The organism is Pseudomonas sp. LBUM1661, from assembly GCF_059695925.1.
In genome coordinates, this window is the sequence record NZ_CP166794.1 from 2,753,822 (window position 1) to 2,771,648 (window position 17,827).

Annotated in this window: 16 protein-coding genes; 13 read left to right on the top strand and 3 right to left on the bottom strand. The window is 61.1% G+C overall.

The features are described 5' to 3' along the window. Positions 1–125 precede the first annotated feature (125 nt). Together ACA057_RS12710 and ACA057_RS12715 are read left to right on the top strand one after the other, a co-directional pair. Positions 126–1,124 (top strand): magnesium chelatase ATPase subunit I, encoded by a 999-nt coding sequence (locus ACA057_RS12710; protein ID WP_497348796.1) that lies wholly within the window; start codon positions 126–128, stop codon positions 1,122–1,124. 2 nt (positions 1,125–1,126) lie between these two features. Continuing rightward, positions 1,127–1,789 carry a vWA domain-containing protein gene (locus ACA057_RS12715; protein ID WP_497349886.1) on the top strand — a complete coding sequence of 221 codons (663 nt, stop codon included), beginning with the start codon at positions 1,127–1,129 and terminating at the stop codon, positions 1,787–1,789. 174 nt (positions 1,790–1,963) lie between these two features. Here ACA057_RS12715 and ACA057_RS12720 read toward each other — a convergent pair whose 3' ends face one another. Further along, the gene (locus tag ACA057_RS12720; RefSeq protein WP_497348798.1) at positions 1,964–3,517 is read right to left on the bottom strand and encodes an MFS transporter; all 1,554 of its coding nucleotides are present in this window, start codon (positions 3,515–3,517) and stop codon (positions 1,964–1,966) included. A 164-nt stretch (positions 3,518–3,681) separates the two neighbouring features. On the opposite strand from ACA057_RS12720, the gene ACA057_RS12725 reads away from it, so the two are divergent. From ACA057_RS12725 to ACA057_RS12770, 10 genes are all read left to right on the top strand, one after another. Continuing rightward, the gene (locus ACA057_RS12725; RefSeq protein WP_497348800.1) at positions 3,682–4,548 is read left to right on the top strand and encodes a LysR family transcriptional regulator; all 867 of its coding nucleotides are present in this window, start codon (positions 3,682–3,684) and stop codon (positions 4,546–4,548) included. Between the two features lie 326 nt (positions 4,549–4,874). Further along, positions 4,875–6,434 (top strand): TerC family protein, encoded by a 1,560-nt coding sequence (locus ACA057_RS12730; RefSeq protein ID WP_497348802.1) that lies wholly within the window; start codon positions 4,875–4,877, stop codon positions 6,432–6,434. A gap of 452 nt (positions 6,435–6,886) precedes the next feature. Next, positions 6,887–7,735, top strand: coding sequence for a transporter substrate-binding protein (locus ACA057_RS12735; RefSeq protein WP_497348804.1), 849 nt, complete (start codon positions 6,887–6,889; stop codon positions 7,733–7,735). Positions 7,736–7,787: 52 nt separating this feature from the next. Further along, positions 7,788–8,450 (top strand): amino acid ABC transporter permease, encoded by a 663-nt coding sequence (locus ACA057_RS12740; protein ID WP_059405928.1) that lies wholly within the window; start codon positions 7,788–7,790, stop codon positions 8,448–8,450. A gap of 9 nt (positions 8,451–8,459) precedes the next feature. Next, a complete protein-coding gene (locus ACA057_RS12745) occupies positions 8,460–9,122 on the top strand; it encodes an amino acid ABC transporter permease (protein ID WP_123368163.1) in 663 nt (220 codons plus the stop codon). Next, the gene (locus ACA057_RS12750; RefSeq protein ID WP_497348807.1) at positions 9,119–9,916 is read left to right on the top strand and encodes an amino acid ABC transporter ATP-binding protein; all 798 of its coding nucleotides are present in this window, start codon (positions 9,119–9,121) and stop codon (positions 9,914–9,916) included. Before ACA057_RS12745 ends, ACA057_RS12750 begins: the two co-directional genes overlap by 4 nt. A gap of 30 nt (positions 9,917–9,946) precedes the next feature. After that, on the top strand, positions 9,947–10,336 hold the full coding sequence (locus ACA057_RS12755; RefSeq protein ID WP_497348809.1) for a RidA family protein: 390 nt from the start codon (positions 9,947–9,949) through the stop codon (positions 10,334–10,336). Positions 10,337–10,480: 144 nt separating this feature from the next. Then, positions 10,481–11,245: an IclR family transcriptional regulator gene (locus tag ACA057_RS12760; protein ID WP_401360845.1), complete on the top strand. Its 765-nt coding sequence runs from the start codon at positions 10,481–10,483 to the stop codon at positions 11,243–11,245. 39 nt (positions 11,246–11,284) lie between these two features. Beyond that, positions 11,285–12,502: an amino acid deaminase gene (locus tag ACA057_RS12765; protein WP_497348812.1), complete on the top strand. Its 1,218-nt coding sequence runs from the start codon at positions 11,285–11,287 to the stop codon at positions 12,500–12,502. Positions 12,503–12,632: 130 nt separating this feature from the next. Next, positions 12,633–13,565 carry a sugar kinase gene (locus ACA057_RS12770; protein WP_497348814.1) on the top strand — a complete coding sequence of 311 codons (933 nt, stop codon included), beginning with the start codon at positions 12,633–12,635 and terminating at the stop codon, positions 13,563–13,565. Between the two features lie 141 nt (positions 13,566–13,706). Here the strand turns inward: ACA057_RS12770 and ACA057_RS12775 are convergent, their stop codons facing one another. Both ACA057_RS12775 and ACA057_RS12780 read right to left on the bottom strand, forming a co-directional pair. After that, positions 13,707–13,982 carry a peptidylprolyl isomerase gene (locus tag ACA057_RS12775; RefSeq protein ID WP_007898282.1) on the bottom strand — a complete coding sequence of 92 codons (276 nt, stop codon included), beginning with the start codon at positions 13,980–13,982 and terminating at the stop codon, positions 13,707–13,709. 66 nt (positions 13,983–14,048) lie between these two features. Then, complete coding sequence (locus tag ACA057_RS12780) at positions 14,049–16,586, bottom strand: hybrid sensor histidine kinase/response regulator (protein ID WP_497348816.1); 2,538 nt, start codon at positions 16,584–16,586, stop codon at positions 14,049–14,051. A gap of 119 nt (positions 16,587–16,705) precedes the next feature. On the opposite strand from ACA057_RS12780, the gene ACA057_RS12785 reads away from it, so the two are divergent. Then, positions 16,706–17,815, top strand: a complete 1,110-nt coding sequence (locus ACA057_RS12785; protein ID WP_497348818.1) for a PilT/PilU family type 4a pilus ATPase — start codon at positions 16,706–16,708, stop codon at positions 17,813–17,815. Positions 17,816–17,827 lie beyond the last annotated feature (12 nt).

A 17,827-nucleotide genomic window follows, 5' to 3' on the forward strand; every position in this document is an offset into this window, starting at 1 on the left:
TGGCGAGGACTTCGTCCTCGATCGCGGGCAAGCCTCGCTTCTACAGATCGCGCCTACCTATAGGAGCGAGGCTTGCCCGCGAAGACGTACTGATGAACACCACCGACCACAAATGAGAACCTGATATGACCGACACCCCGCATTTCCCCCTCTCCGCCGTGGTCGGCGCCGACGACTTGAAGCTCGCCCTGTACCTGACCGCCATCGACCCGAAAATCGGCGGTGTGCTGATCGAAGGTCCGCGCGGCATGGCCAAGTCGACCCTCGCACGCGGCCTCGCGGACCTGCTGGCCAGCGGCCAATTCGTCACCTTGCCCTTGGGCGCCACCGAAGAACGTTTGGTCGGCACCCTCGACCTCGACGCAGCCCTGAGCGAAGGTCGCGCGCAATTTTCCCCCGGCGTGCTGGCCAAGGCCGACGGTGGCGTGCTCTACGTCGATGAAGTGAACCTGTTGCCCGATCACCTCGTCGACCTGTTACTCGACGTGGCCGCCAGTGGCACCAACCTGATCGAGCGCGACGGCATTTCCCATCGGCATTCCGCTAAGTTCGTGCTGATCGGCACCATGAACCCGGAAGAGGGCGAATTGCGCCCGCAACTGCTCGACCGCTTCGGCCTGAACGTCGCCCTCAGTGGTCACACCCAGCCGGCCGAGCGTGGCCAGATCATCCGTCGGCGCCTGGATTTCGACAGCGACCCGCAAGGCTTCTGCGCCGAATGGGAAAGCCAGCAGCAGTCGTTGCGCGAGCGTTGCCAGAAGGCGCGCAGCGCATTGGCGAGCATCCCTCTCGACGATCAAGCGCTGGCACAGATTACCGAGCGCTGCTTTGCCGCCGGTGTCGATGGCTTGCGCGCCGACCTGGTCTGGCTGCGCGCGGCCCGAGCCCACGCCGCATGGCGAGGGGCGAGCGCAATCACCGAGGAAGATATCGACGCCGTTGCGGAGTTCGCCTTGCGCCATCGGCGCCGCGAACAGTCGCCACCGGCGCCGCAACAATCCCAAGCCCCTTCGGCCCAGCCTTCCAGCCCGAGCGAAGGCCAGGGCCAGTGGGGTGAAATGCCCGCGCAAGCGCTGCCGGTGGGCGCCCGTCGTGAAGTGCCGAGCTGGCCAAAAAAGCCTTAGGCATTCGCCCTCGATCTGACGCGGGGGCGAATGCCAGACCCCGCGCCGGACGGCTGGACAACGGCAAGCAGGGCAAACGTCACGCCGCCCGCAGCGGCTCGATCAACTGGCCTGGCACCTTGCTCAACGGCCGACCGCGTCTGCGCGCTGACGTGCTGTTTCACCTGCGCACCCGTTCGCCCCATGAACTGTGGCTGGTGATCGTCGACGCTTCGGCTTCGACTCGCCGCCATCAGGCATTGAGCGATGCCAAGGGGTTGCTTGCGCAACTGTTCGACGATGCCTATCGCCAGCGCGCACGCCTGGCTTTGCTCACGGCCAGCGGTGCCGCGCCGAAATGGCAGGTACAAGGGCTGAAGGCTTCAACGGGTTTGCGTCATTGGCTCGATGGCCTGGGTGCCGGTGGCGGCACGCCGTTGCTGGCGGCGCTGGGCGAGGCGGGGCAGTGGCTTGCGGCACGGCAGAAGCGCTTTCCGGCGGAGCGGCAGCGGTTGTTGTTGGTGACGGATGGGCGGTTGAAGGAATGGCCATCGTTGCCGGCGCTCGACTGTCCGGGGCTGCTGATTGACATCGAGCGCGGGCCGATTCGTCTTGGCCGGGCGAAGCAGTTGGCATTGGAGCTACAAGCCGATTATCGACATATCGACGAGCTGATTTCAGGCTGAGTCTTGTGTTGTCTCTGCCGGCCTCTTCGCGAGCAAGCCCGCTCCCACATTAGTCCGCGGTCGATCAAAAAATGGAGATCAAATGTGGGAGCGGGCTTGCTCGCGAAGGCATCAGCTCGGTGCCGGATAATCACGACTAATCTGCATCGCCTGCCGAGCGGGTACTGGCGTCACTCAAGCATGAGTGACTTTCGCAGTCTTCACTGGCCCGCTCATCGCGGTCGGTATCGGATTACGCATCAGCGTACCCACCACCAACGCCCCGAGTAACGCCAGCAAACCCGCGACCCACAGCAGCAGACTGAAACCGCCAACAAAGGCCTGGCGCGCCAGTGGCTCGATCACCGGGCGAGCGGCTTCGGGTAACAGGCTCATCGCTGCCGTCATGTCACCGGCCACCACCCGCGAGGCGATGCCCTGGGTTTGGCCGAGCCATTGCGCGCCGTGTGCGGACAGGCTGGTGCGCAACAACAGTTCGGTGTGGCTGGACAGCAACGCGCCGAACACACCGATGGCCAGCACAATCGCACTGAAACGCATGGTGGTGCTCATGCCCGACGCCATCCCGGTACGCTCCCGTGGTACGCACGCCATGATGTTTTTTTGCGTATCGCCATTGAGCAGCCCGGCACCTGCACCGGTCACGGCAATCGCCAGGGCGAAGGGCAGGTAACCGCCGCTGCTGACCGCCCAGGCGCTGAGCAGGTTGCCGCTGCCGACCAGGGTCAGACCGGTGGCCATGATCGTTGCCGGGGCAAATCGACTGGCCAGGCGCACGCCAATCCGTGGGCAAATCAGCATGGTCAGGGCAAATGGCAACATCCCCAGGCCCGAGGCGATGGCCGAGAAACCCAGGCCGTTTTGCAGGTAGAACGGCAACAGGGTCATCATCACCTGGGCGCAACCGGCGTAGGCAAACATGCCCAACAGCGCGCCGATGAAACGCGGGTGTCTGAACAATTGCAGATCGACCATCGGCCGCTGCTGCATCCGTTCAATCACCACGAACAGCCCGAGCAATAGGGCGCCGCCGATGAGACGAGCGTAGGTCAGCGGGTTGCTCCAGCCGATCCGGTTGGCCTCGATCAGGCCCCAGATCAAACACAGCAAACTCGCACTGAACGCCAGGCTGCCCCATGGATCGAGGCGTGCCGATTGTGGGTCTCGGGACTCCGGCACCGCGCGCCAGGCCATCGCCATCAGGAACAATCCGACCGGCAAGTTGAGGTAGAAAATCCAGCGCCAGCCCATGTATTCGGTGATCAGCCCACCGACCGTCGGTGCGGCGGTCATCGCCACCCCCATGCACGCGCCCCAGAACGCCCAGGCCTTGGCCCGTTCGACTTCGTCGTGAAAGGTGTGGCCGATGGAGGCCAGTGCCGAGGTCAGCAGCAATGCGGCGCCGACGCCTTTAACGGCACGGGCGATGTCGAGGAACAACGCGTTGGGCGCCGCGCCGCAACCGATGGACGCAAGGATGAAAATGCCCAGGCCCCAGAACAGGGTTTTCTGTCGGCCGAAGCGGTCGGCGATGCTCCCGGCCGGCAACAGCAGGGCGGCGAAAGCCAGCATGTAGGCGCTGACCACCCATTCGATATCCGCGAAGTTCGCGCCCAGGTCCCGGGCGATCGTCGGCAAGGTGACCGCGACTATATTGGTGTCAAGGACGATCAGAGAACAGACGCCAGAAGCCGTCAGCAGCGTCAGCCGCGGGTTGACCCGGCTCATGGTCTGATTGCCTTTTGGGCAAGGTCATCGATCGCAACGGTAATTTGGGGTTTGACGTACATGGCGCTGGCTCTCTACTGTGATTGCCAGTGAGTTTATCGTGACCCATCAAGGCCTTCGTTAGCCAGGCATCGGGACTTCATTACCTTTGAGCTAATACACCCATGGACATACGGCATTTCCGCTACTTTCTGGCCGTTGCCCGGCAAGGCAACTTCACCCGCGCCGCCGAGCAACTGGGTATCGCGCCGCCAACGTTGACCCGGCAGATCCAGGACATGGAGAACGAACTCGGCACCCGCTTGTTCGTGCGCCAGACACGTGAAGTCAGCCTGACCGAAGCCGGCGCCGCGTTGCTGATTGAGGCCGAGGCGACCGTGCGCCAATTCGAATACGCCCAGCACAATGCCCAGCGCGCCGGGCGCGGGGATATTGGTCATATCGAACTGGGTTACGTGGCCTCGGCGGTGTACTCGGGCCTGCTGCAAAAGCAGGTGCAGGCCTTCAGTCGCGAATGCCCGGACGTCAGCCTGAATGTGCGGGAAAGCCCCATGGCCTCATTGCCGGCGATGGTGGCCGAGGGACGATTCGACATTGGTTACGTGCGCTCACCGATGACCTTGCCCGAAGGCTTGGAGGCGATTCGCCTGGACGCGGAAGGCTTTGTCCTGGCGCTGTCGAGCGAGTCCTGGCTGTGTCGTTTGCCCGAGATCAATCCGGAGCACCTGCAGAACGAGACATTCATCCTGCCGGAGCAAATCAGCGGCACGTTGCAAGTCGCTGCCGAGGGCGGCTTTGCGCCGAAACTGGGAGCGCAACCGGGCGGCCTGGTGGCGGTGATCGCGCTGGTTTCGTTGGGGCAGGGCGTGGCAGTGGTGCCGGAGTCGGTGGTCGGGCATGTCGGTTTGCCCGGTGTGTTGTACCGGTCGATCAAGGGCTGTGAAGCGAGCTCGTGGTTGTCGTTGATCTATCGGCGGTTTGAGAAGTCAGCGGCGGTGGTCAGGTACATTGAGAGGGTCAGAAACCTTTAAGAGCAAAAGCTTCGCGAGCAAGTCGAAGAAGGCCGTCAGAACAACGATAATCCAAGCAATTACAGATTTTGTAATGATTTCCGACTGTAGGAATTGTCGCGTTCACCTGTACGATCCAAGTCCTTTTTCCTTTCAGGACTTGCATGAACACCCTTTTGGAGCCTCCCGGTTATCCTTTCTCCTCGCGCCACCACGCGGCCTTGATGCGCGCGAAACATCCCGTCTTTCGACTTGCGAACGCCTTTGACATTGCAGCTCCACGGCCTCTGCGCCGCGCCTTGCCGTGCCCGGCATTCTGAATTCACTGACGAGATCGAGACGTTTTTATGGAATGGATAGCTGACCCCACCGCGTGGCTGGGCCTGTTGACGTTGATCGTGCTGGAGCTGGTGCTCGGCATCGACAACCTGGTGTTCATCGCGATCCTTGCGGACAAATTGCCGCCCGAGCAGCGCGACCGTGCGCGAATCATCGGTTTATCCCTGGCGTTGCTGATGCGCCTGGGCCTGCTGGCGAGTATTTCCTGGCTGGTCACGCTGACTCAGCCGCTGTTCGAGGTGTTCGACAAAAGCTTCTCCGGTCGTGACCTGATCATGCTGTTCGGCGGTGTGTTCCTGTTGTTCAAGGCAACCATGGAGTTGCACGAACGGCTTGAGGGCCATGTCGGCCAGCGTTCGTCCAATGCGGCTTACGCAATGTTCTGGCCGATCGTCGCGCAGATCGTGGTGCTCGATGCGGTGTTCTCGCTCGATGCGGTGATTACCGCCGTGGGCATGGTCGATGAACTGGCGGTGATGATGATCGCGGTGATCATTTCCATCGGCCTGATGATTGTCGCCAGCAAACCGCTGACGCGTTTCGTCAACGAACACCCGACGGTGATCATGCTCTGTCTGGGTTTCCTGATGATGATCGGCTTCGCGCTGACCGCTGAAGGCCTGGGCTTCCACATTCCGAAGGGCTACCTGTACGCGGCCATCGGTTTCTCGATCCTGATCGAAGTGTTCAACCAGATCGCCCGGGCTCGGCGCAAAAAATCCATGCAAGGAGTGCGTCCGATGCGTGAGCGCACGGCCCATGCGGTGATGCGTTTGCTTGGCGGTCGCAAGCTGGCGGTGGAAGAAGTCGGTGAGGAAATTGCCGACATGCTGGACAGCGGTGAAGCGTCGAGCGAAGTGCTGTTTGATCGTCGCGAGCGCGTGATGATCAGCGGTGTGTTGCAACTGGCCGAGCGGCCGATCCGCAGCTTGATGACTGTGCGCGCCGACGTCGATCACATCGACCTGGCCGAGGACGCCGAGGCGATTCGTACGCGGCTGATGCATTCGTCCTACTCGCGCCTGCCGCTGATTCGCGGCGGAGCAGTGTATGAACCGCTGGGCTTCGTGCACAAGAAGGAATTGCTCAAGGAATACCTGGCCGGCAACCAGCCTGATCTTGCGCACCTGGCGCGCCAGACCGTCAACCTGCTGGACAGCTACTCGATCCTCAATGCGCTGGAACAAATGCGCAAGGCGTCGACCCATATTGCCTTTGTGGTCAACGAGTTCGGCGACTTCGTCGGCGTGCTGACCATGACCGACATCCTCGAATCGATTGCCGGTGAGCTGCCTGACGCCAGCGAAATCGAAGGCCCGGATGTGGTTGAAGAGAAGGGCGGATTTGTGGTCAGCGGCGCGTTGAACCTGGCACGGGTACGCCAGCGCACCGGGTTTGCTGCGGAACCGACCGAGGACTATCAAACCCTGGCCGGGTTGGTGGTGAGCCTGCTGGATCGTTTGCCGATGATCGGCGACAGCCATGAGTGGGAAGGCTGGCGACTGACCGTGATGTCGGTGGAAGAGCGGCGGGTGAAGCGGGTGTTTCTAGCCCGCGTTGGCGGGTAATTTTGCGCTGAATCTGAAGGACCCTTCGCGAGCAGGCTCACTCCCACATTTGATCTCCATTGTTTGTTACAACGCGGACTAATGTGGGAGCGGCGGTGCGACGATTCGACTTGCTCGCGAAAGCAATCTGCTAGACGACTCAAACCTGACTGATATCGCCGATCAGATGTCGACTAGTGCCTTAAATGCCTCGCTACTGATCTGCTCCATTTCAGCCATCACCGCACCACTTGTGAACCTGATACCCGCCCTCCGTAGCCAACAGTAGCGCTTCTTCACCTGTGCCTTTCGTAACACCGTTTGCGCCGTTCTGCGCATCCCTCTGATTCAAAACACTTTTCAATCTCCTCTACATTCCCTCCGCATCCTGTGGCACACTTTCTGCTGTCTATTCCGTTGTTACACACCAACTTCCGGTATAGCGGAATACACATCACCCTGGAGTGCTTGCCATGCATCGCCGACCTTCCTTGTTTAAAGCGTGTGTTTTTGTTTTCGCGGCTTCGGCTGCTGCCATGGGTGTTGCCCAGGCCGCGGACAGTAAGCTCGATAGCGTGTTGGCCCGTGGCAAATTGATTGTGGGCACGGGCAGTACCAATGCGCCGTGGCACTTCCAGGGAGCGGACGGCAAGTTGCAGGGGTTTGATATCGATATCGCGCGCATGGTGGCCAAAGGGCTGTTCAACGACCCGAGCAAGGTCGAGTTCGTGGTGCAGTCGTCCGATGCGCGGATTCCCAACCTGCTGACCGACAAGGTCGACATGAGTTGTCAGTTCATTACCGTGACCGCCAGCCGTGCGCAGCAGGTCGCGTTCACACTGCCGTACTACCGCGAAGGCGTCGGCCTGTTGTTGCCGGCCAACAGCAAGTACAAGGAAATCGAAGACCTCAAGGCCGCTGGCGACAGCGTCACCGTGGCGGTGCTGCAAAACGTCTACGCCGAAGAACTGGTGCATCAGGCATTGCCTAAAGCCAAGGTCGATCAATACGACAGCGTCGACCTGATGTATCAGGCGGTGAACTCTGGTCGTGCCGATGCCGCCGCCACTGACCAGTCTTCGGTGAAATACCTGATGGTGCAGAACCAGGGCCGCTACCGCAGCCCGGCCTACGCCTGGAGCCCGCAGACTTACGCCTGCGCCGTTAAACGCGGCGATCAGGACTGGCTGAACTTCGTCAACACCGCCTTGCATGAAGCCATGACCGGCGTTGAGTTCCCGACGTACGCGGCCTCCTTCAAGCAATGGTTCGGTGTCGATCTGCCGACTCCAGCCATCGGTTTCCCCGTCGAATTCAAATGATCCCGTGAGAGTGGGGCGGTTTTAAATCGCCCCGCTCAAGGTACTGCTGACCATGAACTATCAGTTGAATTTTGCCGCCGTGTGGCGCGATTTCGACACCTTGCTGGCGGGGCTCGGTCTGGGCCTCGAACTGGCCTTGGTGTCGATCGCCATCGGCTGCGTGATCGGCCTGCTGATGGCGTTTGCTTTGCTCTCGAAGCACCGCGCGTTGCGGGTGCTGGCGTCGGTGTATGTGACGGTGATCCGTAATACGCCGATTCTGGTGTTGATTCTGTTGATCTACTTTGCGTTACCGAGCCTGGGGATTCGTCTGGACAAGATCCCGTCGTTCATCATCACCCTGTCGTTGTATGCCGGGGCGTACCTGACCGAAGTGTTCCGTGGCGGACTGTTGAGCATTCCCAAGGGCCAGCGCGAAGCCGGGTTGGCCATCGGGCTCGGTGAATGGCAGGTAAAGGCCTACGTCACCGTGCCGGTGATGCTGCGCAATGTGCTGCCGGCGCTGTCGAACAACTTCATTTCGCTGTTCAAGGACACCTCGCTGGCGGCGGCGATTGCCGTGCCGGAGCTGACCTATTACGCGCGCAAGATCAATGTCGAGAGCTACCGGGTGATTGAAACCTGGCTGGTCACCACGGCGCTCTATGTTGCGGCCTGTTACCTCATTGCCATGCTGCTGCGTTACCTCGAGCAGCGTCTGGCGATTCGCCGATAGGAGCCCCCCATGTACGAATCCCCCAGTTGGTTGCATGAGTTATGGGTCGCCCGGGAAGTGCTGTGGCAGGGCTTTTTGACCAGCGTGCAGGTCTCCGCGTTGGCCATTCTGCTGGGCACGATGGTCGGCATCGTCGCCGGTCTGGTGCTGACCTACGGCAAGTTCTGGATGCGCGCGCCGTTTCGCTTTTACGTCGACCTGATTCGCGGTACGCCGGTGTTTGTATTGGTCCTGGCCTGCTTCTATATGGCGCCGGCGCTGGGCTGGCAGATCAGTGCGTTTCAGGCCGGTGCGTTGGGGTTGACGCTGTTTTGCGGCTCCCACGTCGCCGAGATCGTGCGCGGTGCGTTGCAAGCGTTGCCCAGCGGCCAGATGGAGGCGAGCAAGGCCATCGGCCTGACGTTCTTTCAGTCCTTGAGCTACGTGCTGTTGCCTCAGGCGTTGCGGCAGATCTTGCCGACGTGGGTCAACTCATCCACCGAAATCGTCAAGGCCTCGACCTTGCTCTCGGTGATCGGCGTGGCCGAACTGCTGCTCAGTACGCAGCAGATCATCGCCCGCACCTTCATGACCCTGGAGTTTTACCTGTTCGCCGGATTTCTGTTTTTCGTCATCAACTACGCCATCGAATTACTCGGCCGGCACATTGAAAAGCGGGTGGCCTTGCCATGACTCAGACTCAAGCAGCAAAAACGCAAAACGGCCAACCCCTGCTGGACATTCGCGGGTTGCACAAAAAGTACGGCCAGCTCGAAGTGCTCAAGGGCGTCGACCTGACCATGCAGCGGGGCAACGTGGTCACGCTGATTGGCTCCAGTGGCTCGGGCAAGACCACGCTGCTGCGTTGCGTGAACATGCTCGAAGAGTTTCAGGGCGGGCAGATCATGCTCGATGGCGAGTCTATCGGTTATGACGAAATCAACGGCAAACGCGTGCGTCACGCGGAAAAAGTAATCGCCCGTCATCGCGCCATGACCGGCATGGCGTTCCAGCAGTTCAACCTGTTTCCGCACCTCACCGCGTTGCAGAACGTCACGCTCGGTCTGCTCAAGGTCAAGAAACTGCACAAGGACGAGGCCGTCGCACTGGCGGAGAAATGGCTGGAGCGCGTCGGTTTGCTGGAGCGTCGCGATCACTATCCCGGCCAGTTGTCCGGCGGTCAGCAGCAGCGCGTGGCGATTGCCCGGGCCATTGCGATGAACCCGAGCCTGATGCTGTTCGACGAAGTCACCTCGGCCCTCGATCCGGAACTGGTCGGCGAAGTGCTGAACGTGATCAAAGGCCTGGCCGAAGACGGCATGACCATGCTGCTGGTGACCCACGAAATGCGTTTCGCCTTCGAGGTCTCGGACAAGATTGTTTTCATGAATCAGGGGCGCATCGAGGAGCAGGGGCCACCCAAGGAACTGTTCGAACGCCCGCAATCGCCGCGTCTGACGGAATTCCTCAAGAACACGCGCTTTTAACCATTCACTTTCAAATCAGGAGAAACACTCATGAGCATTACTCGTTACGGCACCGGCAGCTCCGCTGCAGGCGGCACGCCTCGTCCTTTCGCCCGCGCCGTTGAAGCCGATGGCTGGCTGCACGTTTCCGGGCAGGTGCCGGCGGTGGACGGCGAGATTATTACTGGCGGGATTGTCGAACAGACCCATCAGACCATGAAGAACCTGATCGCGATTCTGGAAGAGGCCGGTTATGGCCTGGAAGATGTGGTGCGTGCTGGTGTGTGGCTGGAGGATCCGCGGGATTTCACCAGTTTCAACAAGGTGTTTTCCGAGTACTTCAAAAGCGAACACGCACCGGCCCGCGCCTGTGTGCAGGCGAACATGATGGTCGACTGCAAGGTCGAGATCGACTGCATCGCGTACAAGAAAAAGACCTGACCGAGGTGGTTTCATCGCTAGCAGGCTAGCTCCCACAGGGAAACGCATTCCAAATGTGGGAGGCTAGCCTGCTAGCGATGGCGGCCTAACGGTCGTCGCCGCACTCTAGGTAAACTCCCGGCATTTTGAAGGGGAACCACTGACATGACCGAAGACACCATCAAGCGCCGGGCTCGCGGTCTGGACCGGGCGTTCGATATCCTCGATTTCCTCAAGGAAATCGGCCAACCCCTGCGCCCGAACGAAATCGCCAGCGGCATCGGCAGCCCGAAATCCACGGTCTACGAACTGGTGGCTTCGCTGCTGGAGCGGCGGATTCTCGAACCCGTGGGCAAGGACGGTCACGTCTACCTCGGCCGTCAACTGTACTTCCTCGGGCAGGCGCATTTGCGCCATTTCGACCTGACCCGCGAGGCCGATCACGCCTTGCAGGAGATCGTCAGCCAGACCCACGAAACCGCGCAGATGTGCCTGCTCAACGGGCGCAAGTACACCGTGGCGTTGATGAAAGAGGGCGAGCGGCATTTCCGCATTTCCTCGGACATCGGCGAGAACGCGCCGATCCCCTGGACCGCGTCCGGACGCTTGCTGCTGACGCACCTGAGCGACCAGGAAATCATCGACCTGATCGACCACGACGACTTCATCCTGCCGGGTGGCGAACGCTTGCCGCTGGAACAGTTTCTCGGGGAAATCCGGCAGGCCGGTCTCGACGGATTCTTCTCTTTCGATAGCGTCGCCGACACCTTTACTCATTGCTTCGCCGCCCCGGTCAAAGACCCCGGCGGCGTGGCCATTGCGACCCTCTGCATCGTCGCCCCCCGGGCCGATGCGAAGAAAAACTACAACGACTATCGCCGGGTGCTGATCGACAGCGCCAACAGCCTGGCCCGTCGCATCAACGAATAACAGCGGCTGCCTGCGGCCGCGAATGTGAGGAGTTCGACCATGTCTTCTGCCAAAAATACTGCCGCCGTGGAAAAGGGCTTTGCCCACACTGGTGCCAACCTGGTGCGCGACGTCAGCCTGCCAGCGCTGGTGCTGCATCGCGAAGCGCTGGAACACAACATTCGCTGGATGCAGACCTTCGCCAGCAACAGCGGTGCGGAACTGGCGCCCCACGGCAAAACCAGCATGACCCCGGCGCTGTTCCGCCGCCAGCTCGACGCCGGCGCCTGGGGCATCACCCTGGCCAGCGCCACCCAGACCCGCGCGGCTTATGCTCATGGCGTGCATCGGGTGCTGATGGCCAACCAGCTGGTCGGCACGCCGAACATGGCGCTGATCGCCGATCTGCTGGCGGACCCGGCGTTCGAGTTCCATTGCATGGTCGATCACCCGGACAACGTCGCTGACCTCGGCGCGTACTTCGCCTCGCGTGGCGTGCGCTTGAACGTGATGATCGAGTACGGCGTGGTCGGCGGTCGTTGCGGTTGCCGTAGCGAAGAGGAAGTCGTCGCACTGGCCAAGGCCATTTCGGCACAGCCGGCGCTGGCGCTGACCGGTATCGAAGGCTACGAAGGCGTGATCCACGGTGATCATGCCGTGAGCGGCATCCGCGAATTCGCCGCGTCCTTGGTGCGTCTGGCGGTGCAGTTGCAGGACAGCGGCGCATTTGCGATTGACAAGCCGATCATCACCGCGTCGGGTTCGGCCTGGTACGACTTGATCGCCGAATCCTTTGAAGCGCAGAACGCCGCTGGGCGTTTCCTCAGCGTGCTGCGTCCCGGCAGTTACGTGGCGCACGACCATGGCATCTACAAAGAGGCGCAATGCTGCGTGCTCGACCGCCGCAGCGACCTGCACGAAGGCCTGCGCCCGGCGCTGGAAGTCTGGGCGCACGTGCAATCGTTGCCGGAGCCTGGGTTTGCGGTGATCGCCCTGGGTAAACGCGACGTGGCTTACGACGCCGGTTTGCCGGTGCCGTTGTTGCGTTACAAGGCTGGCGTGGTGCCGGCGACGGGCGACGACGTGAGTGCCTGCAAGGTGACCGCGGTGATGGACCAACATGCGTTCATGACCGTGGCGCCGGGTGTTGAATTGCGCGTGGGCGACATCATTTCGTTCGGCACATCGCACCCGTGCCTGACGTTCGACAAGTGGCGGATCGGCTGCCTGGTGGATGAGCACCTGAACGTTATCGAAACCATGGAAACCTGTTTCTAAGGTTTGAGACCGAGGTGCGGCCTTCGCGAGCAGGCTCGCTCCCACAATGGAATGCATTCCCCTGTGGGAGCGAGCCTGCTCGCGATAGGGCCCGACCAAACAACACAGAAACACCAGAGATTGCACAACAATGAACACCATCAACACCCTCGGCCCCAACACCCCGCGCATCGCCCTGATCGGCGAATGCATGATCGAGCTGCAACAGCGCGCCGACGGCAGCCTGCGACAAAGCTTCGGCGGCGACACCCTGAACACGGCGGTCTACCTGTCCCGGGAATTGGCCGAGGGCGGCACGGTCGACTACGTCACCGCACTGGGCGATGACAGTTTCAGCGATGCCATGTGCCAAAGCTGGGCCGCCGAAAACATCGGCCTCGACATGGTCCAGCGCTTGCCGGGCCGACTGCCGGGCTTGTATTGCATCCAGACTGACGCCGCCGGCGAACGGCGTTTTCTCTACTGGCGCAACGAGGCGGCCGTGCGCGATTGCTTCACCACCCCGGCCGCCGCACCGATCCTGGCGGCGTTGCCGGATTACGACGTGCTGTACTTCAGTGGCATCACCCTGGCAGTGCTTGGCGGGCAAGGTCGGGGAAAGTTGCTGGAAACCCTGATCGAGGCCCGGCAGCGGGATGCGCGGATCGTTTTCGACAACAACTACCGTCCACGTTTGTGGGCCTCGATTGAGGAAGCACGGGCGGCGTATCGCAACGTTTTACCCTACGTCGACCTGGCGTTGCTGACGGTCGATGACGAGCAGGCGCTGTTTCATTTTTCCGATGTCGAGGCGGTGTTCGCCGCTTACGAGCAGATTGGCACGCCTGAAGTGGTGCTCAAGCGGGGTGCCGAGGCGTGTCTGATTCGCTGTGATGGCGAGTTGTTTGAAGTGCCGGCTCAGGTGGTTGAGCGAGTGGTGGATACCACGGCGGCGGGGGATTCGTTCAGTGCGGCGTATTTGGCCAGTCGGCTGAAAGGTGGCAGCCCGATTGAGGCGGCTGAGGCGGGGCATCGGTTGGCGAGTCGGGTGATTCAGGTGCCGGGGGCACTCATTCCGAAGTAAAGGATGAATGGCCGCTGGCTGCGCCATCGGTTCGCGGGCAAGCCCGCTCCCACAGTTTTTTGGGGGTGGCTGCAATCCATGGCAACTCACAAATCCCTGTGGGAGCGGGCTTGCCCGCGATGAGGCCCTAAAGCCAACCGATCAATCCCGGTAAAACACCTGCACCAGGTGATACCCAAACTTGCTCTTGATCGGCCCATGCACCACCCGCAGCGGCTTTTTGAAGATCACCGCATCAATCACCCCCACCATCTGCCCCGGCCGCACTTCACCCAAATCACCTCCGCGCTTGCCGGACGGGCAGGTGGAGTACTTCTTGGCCAGCACATCAAAAGCTTCGCCCTTGGCGATGCGTTGTTTGAGCTGCTCGGCTTCTTCCGAGGTTTTCACCAGAATATGGCGGGCTTGAGCTTTCATTGGCAGTACCTTGCAACGGTCGTGGCTATGTTGGTGCCCGCGTGGGGTGCGGGATTATGCCTTAACTCACTCGGATTGGCCGATCATCGTGCGAATCTTGTTGGCCAGCAGGTCGATGGAAAAAGGTTTGGCCACCATGTCCATGCCTTCTTCCAGGAAGCCCTGGCGCTCGGCGGCTTTTTCCGCATAACCGGTCATGAACAGCACCTTGAGGTCGGGACGGTGCTGGCGCGCGATTTCCGCCAGTTGTCGGCCATTCATCCCTGGCAGCCCGACATCGGTCACCAGCAGATCGACCCTCAGGTCCGATTCCAGCAGGGGCAGGGCGGTCTTCGCGTCTTCTGCTTCATGGGCGTGATAGCCCAGCTCGTTGAGCAGGTCGAGCACCAGCATGCGCACCGCCGGATCGTCTTCCACCAGCACCACGGTTTCGCCGGCAATCGCCGCCGGCGTGTCGCCCGTAACCGGCAACAAGGTATTTTCCGGCACCGCGACGAACAACCGTGGCAGGTACAGGCGAACGCTGGTGCCTTGATCGGGCACGCTGTGCAGGCTCACGTGTCCGCCCGACTGCTGGGCGAAACCATAAATCATCGACAGCCCAAGCCCGGTGCCCTGGCCGATCGGTTTGGTGGTGAAGAACGGGTCGAAGGCCTTGGCCAGCACCGACGGCGTCATGCCGGTGCCGTTGTCGCTGACGGCGATCATCACGTAATCCCCGGCCTTGACCGGTTCCAGGGTGGTGATGTCACTGCCGTCGAGGTACACATTGGCGGTTTCGATCAGCAACTCGCCGCCATCGGGCATCGCGTCCCGGGCGTTGATCACCAGGTTGAGCAAGGCGTTTTCCAGTTGGCTGACGTCCGTGCTGACCGGCCACACTTCATCGGCCAGCTGCAATTTTAGCTCGATGTGGTCGCCCTTGGTCCGGCTGAGCAAGTCTTCCAGGGAATGGACCAGTTCGTTGGCGTTCAGCGGCTTGCGATCCAGCGACTGACGGCGCGAGAACGCCAGCAGGCGATGGGTCAGGGCGGCGGCGCGGTTGGCCGACGACACCGCCGCTTCGGTGAAACGACCAATCTCGGCAGCGCGCCCGTCGGCAATGTAACGCTGCATGAGGTCGAGGCTGCCGATGATCCCGGTGAGCATGTTGTTGAAGTCGTGGGCGATGCCGCCCGTGAGCTGGCCGACCGCTTCCATTTTCTGCGCATGGCGCAACGCCTCTTCGGCGCGCTCGCGTTCGAACATCTCGCTGAGCAGCTTTTCATTGGCCTCGGCCAATTGTCGGGTGCGGGCGGCGACCCGTTCCTCAAGGGTTTCGTTGAGATTGCGCAAGGCTTCTTCGGTTTGCTTGCGCTCGGTTTCGTCGATCACAAAGATGTAGAAACCATTCACCGCGCCATCGGAACCGTGGCGCGGCAAGTAATTCATCAGGGCATGGCGAATACTGCCGTCACGGTGCGGGGTGCTGATGCTGAAACAGCAGGGCTTGCCGGACAGTGCTTCGGCGATGTGCTCGGCGCGCAAGGCATAGGCTTCTTCGCCGAGGACTTCACGAACGGTGCGGCCGAAGAGTTCCTGGGGTGTCAGGCCGTACCAGTCGAGATAGGCGGCGTTATTCAGGCGAAAGCGCTCTTCGCTGTCCACGTAGCTGATCAGGATCGGCATGGCGTTGATGATCAGCTGCAGCTCGGTCTGACTCTGGCGCAGCGCTTGCTCGGTGAGTTTGCGTTCGGTCAGGTCCAGGGCCGCGCCAAGGAAACGGATCGGCCGGCCATGGTGGTCCTTGTAGCAACGACCACGGGCAAACACCCAGCGCAACTGGCCATCGGCTTGCAGCAGGCGATATTCCTCGGCGTATTCGGTGCCGTGGGTGATGCAGTGCTTGATGGCGCGGGTGACCATGCCGCGGTCTTCCGGGTGGACCCCGTGGAGGTAGGCGCTGATAGGCAACTGACTGGCCAACAGCGGGTCGATGCCATGTAATTGGGCAAAGTGGGTGTCGGCGATGAAACGGTCGTCGCTGATGTCCCAATCCCAGGTGCCAACCGCGTCTGTGGCGGCGAGGGCCAGTTGCAGTCGTTCCTCGGTTTCGTGCTGGGCCTTGAGGCTGGCGGCCGAGCGCTGTTCGAGTTCGAGGGCGATGCGTCGGCGCTCGTTGGTTTCGATGGCAGTGACCAGAATCCCGGCGACCTCGGCGCTTTCATCGCGGATGGGGCTGTAGGTCAGGTCCAGCCAGAAGTCGGAATCAACGCCGTCACGCTGTAGAGTGAAGCGCTGTTCGCTGTAGCTCCGCACTTGTCCTTGTAGGACGGCGCTGTAAATCGGGTCGGTAAAGTCTTTGAGTTCTGGCCAGGTTTGGTGAGTAGGCTGTCCGAAAGCGTGTGGATGCTTGCTACCGGCCAGCAGGGCGAAGCCATCGTTGTAGATCTGCGTCAGCTGCGGCCCCCACAGCAACAGCATCGGCATCGGCGAATGAATCACGATATCTACGGCGGTTCGCAGGCTCTGTGGCCAGGTACTGGCAGCGCCCAGCGGGTTGCGTGTCCAGTCGAGCCTGGCAATCAAGGCCTGGGTATCGCTGCCGGTCGGTGATGCGTTCATCAAAAATGTCCTGCACTAAAGTCGGTGTGGCGACGTCTACTATCCTTGCAAGCGGTCGACGCTGGATGACCCGTTCGGGTCATATTTTTTCATTGAATGCTTCGCGGGTGCTTTTTGCCATGGATATCGATGCACTGTTAAGACTGCTGGCCAGCCAGAATGGCTCTGATCTTTACCTTTCCACCGGCGCGCCACCCAGCGCGCGGTTCGACGGCGTCCTCAAACCCCTGGACGATCAGCCGTTCAAACCGGGGGAAATCGCGGCCATTGCCGACTCCATCATGGACGCCGAGCAGCGACTTGAGTTCGATCGGGAACTGGAGATGAACCTGGCGATCTCGTTGCCGGGTGTCGGGCGCTTTCGGGTCAATATCTTCAAGCAGCGCAACGATGTGTCGATTGTGGCGCGCAACATCAAACTCGACATTCCACGCTTTGAAGACCTCAACTTACCCTCGGTACTGCTCGAAACGGTCATGCTCAAGCAAGGCCTGATGCTGTTCGTCGGCGCCACCGGCTCGGGCAAGTCTACCTCGCTGGCGGCCTTGATCGACTACCGCAACCGTCATAGCTGCGGCCACATCATCACCATCGAAGACCCGGTCGAGTACATCCATCGGCACAAGAAGTCGATCATCAACCAGCGCGAGGTCGGCGTCGATACCCGAAGTTTTCATGCCGCCTTGAAAAACACCCTGCGCCAGGCACCGGACGTGGTGCTGATCGGTGAAATTCGCGACCGCGAAACCATGGAGCACGCGCTGGCATTCGCCGATACCGGTCATCTGGTGATTTCCACCCTGCATGCACACAACGCCAACCAGGCGCTGGACCGCATCATCAACTTCTTCCCCGAAGAGCGCCACACGCAACTGCTGCATGACTTGGGCAACAACCTCAAGGCCTTCGTCTCGCAACGCCTGGTGCGCACCCGCGACGGCCAGCGACGGGCGGCGGTGGAAGTGATGCTGGGCACGCCGACCATCGGCGATCTGATCCGGCGCAATGAGCTTTCTGAACTGAAGGGGATCATGGAGAAGTCGCTGGAGCTGGGGATGCAGACGTTCGATTGCGCGCTTTACGCACTGGTGGTCGAAGGGGCGATTGATGAGGACGAAGCGCTGAAACACGCAGACTCGGTGAACAACCTGCGGCTACGCCTGAAGTTGCACGCCGAAGCGTCACCCGGCCCCCACGCACCACCGGGCGAATGGGGCTTGATGGACTGACGGATACGACGC

Excerpts from the sequence above, each read along its gene's own strand:
- ACA057_RS12710 (WP_497348796.1), top strand. The coding sequence starts at position 126 with ATGACCGACACCCCGCATTTCCCCCTCTCCGCCGTGGTCGGCGCCGAC.
- ACA057_RS12720 (WP_497348798.1), bottom strand. The coding sequence starts at position 3,517 with ATGAGCCGGGTCAACCCGCGGCTGACGCTGCTGACGGCTTCTGGCGTC.
- ACA057_RS12725 (WP_497348800.1), top strand. The coding sequence starts at position 3,682 with ATGGACATACGGCATTTCCGCTACTTTCTGGCCGTTGCCCGGCAAGGC.
- ACA057_RS12730 (WP_497348802.1), top strand. The coding sequence starts at position 4,875 with ATGGAATGGATAGCTGACCCCACCGCGTGGCTGGGCCTGTTGACGTTG.
- ACA057_RS12735 (WP_497348804.1), top strand. The coding sequence starts at position 6,887 with ATGCATCGCCGACCTTCCTTGTTTAAAGCGTGTGTTTTTGTTTTCGCG.
- ACA057_RS12740 (WP_059405928.1), top strand. The coding sequence starts at position 7,788 with ATGAACTATCAGTTGAATTTTGCCGCCGTGTGGCGCGATTTCGACACC.
- ACA057_RS12745 (WP_123368163.1), top strand. The coding sequence starts at position 8,460 with ATGTACGAATCCCCCAGTTGGTTGCATGAGTTATGGGTCGCCCGGGAA.
- ACA057_RS12750 (WP_497348807.1), top strand. The coding sequence starts at position 9,119 with ATGACTCAGACTCAAGCAGCAAAAACGCAAAACGGCCAACCCCTGCTG.
- ACA057_RS12755 (WP_497348809.1), top strand. The coding sequence starts at position 9,947 with ATGAGCATTACTCGTTACGGCACCGGCAGCTCCGCTGCAGGCGGCACG.
- ACA057_RS12760 (WP_401360845.1), top strand. The coding sequence starts at position 10,481 with ATGACCGAAGACACCATCAAGCGCCGGGCTCGCGGTCTGGACCGGGCG.
- ACA057_RS12765 (WP_497348812.1), top strand. The coding sequence starts at position 11,285 with ATGTCTTCTGCCAAAAATACTGCCGCCGTGGAAAAGGGCTTTGCCCAC.
- ACA057_RS12770 (WP_497348814.1), top strand. The coding sequence starts at position 12,633 with ATGAACACCATCAACACCCTCGGCCCCAACACCCCGCGCATCGCCCTG.
- ACA057_RS12775 (WP_007898282.1), bottom strand. The coding sequence starts at position 13,982 with ATGAAAGCTCAAGCCCGCCATATTCTGGTGAAAACCTCGGAAGAAGCC.
- ACA057_RS12780 (WP_497348816.1), bottom strand. The coding sequence starts at position 16,586 with ATGAACGCATCACCGACCGGCAGCGATACCCAGGCCTTGATTGCCAGG.
- ACA057_RS12785 (WP_497348818.1), top strand. The coding sequence starts at position 16,706 with ATGGATATCGATGCACTGTTAAGACTGCTGGCCAGCCAGAATGGCTCT.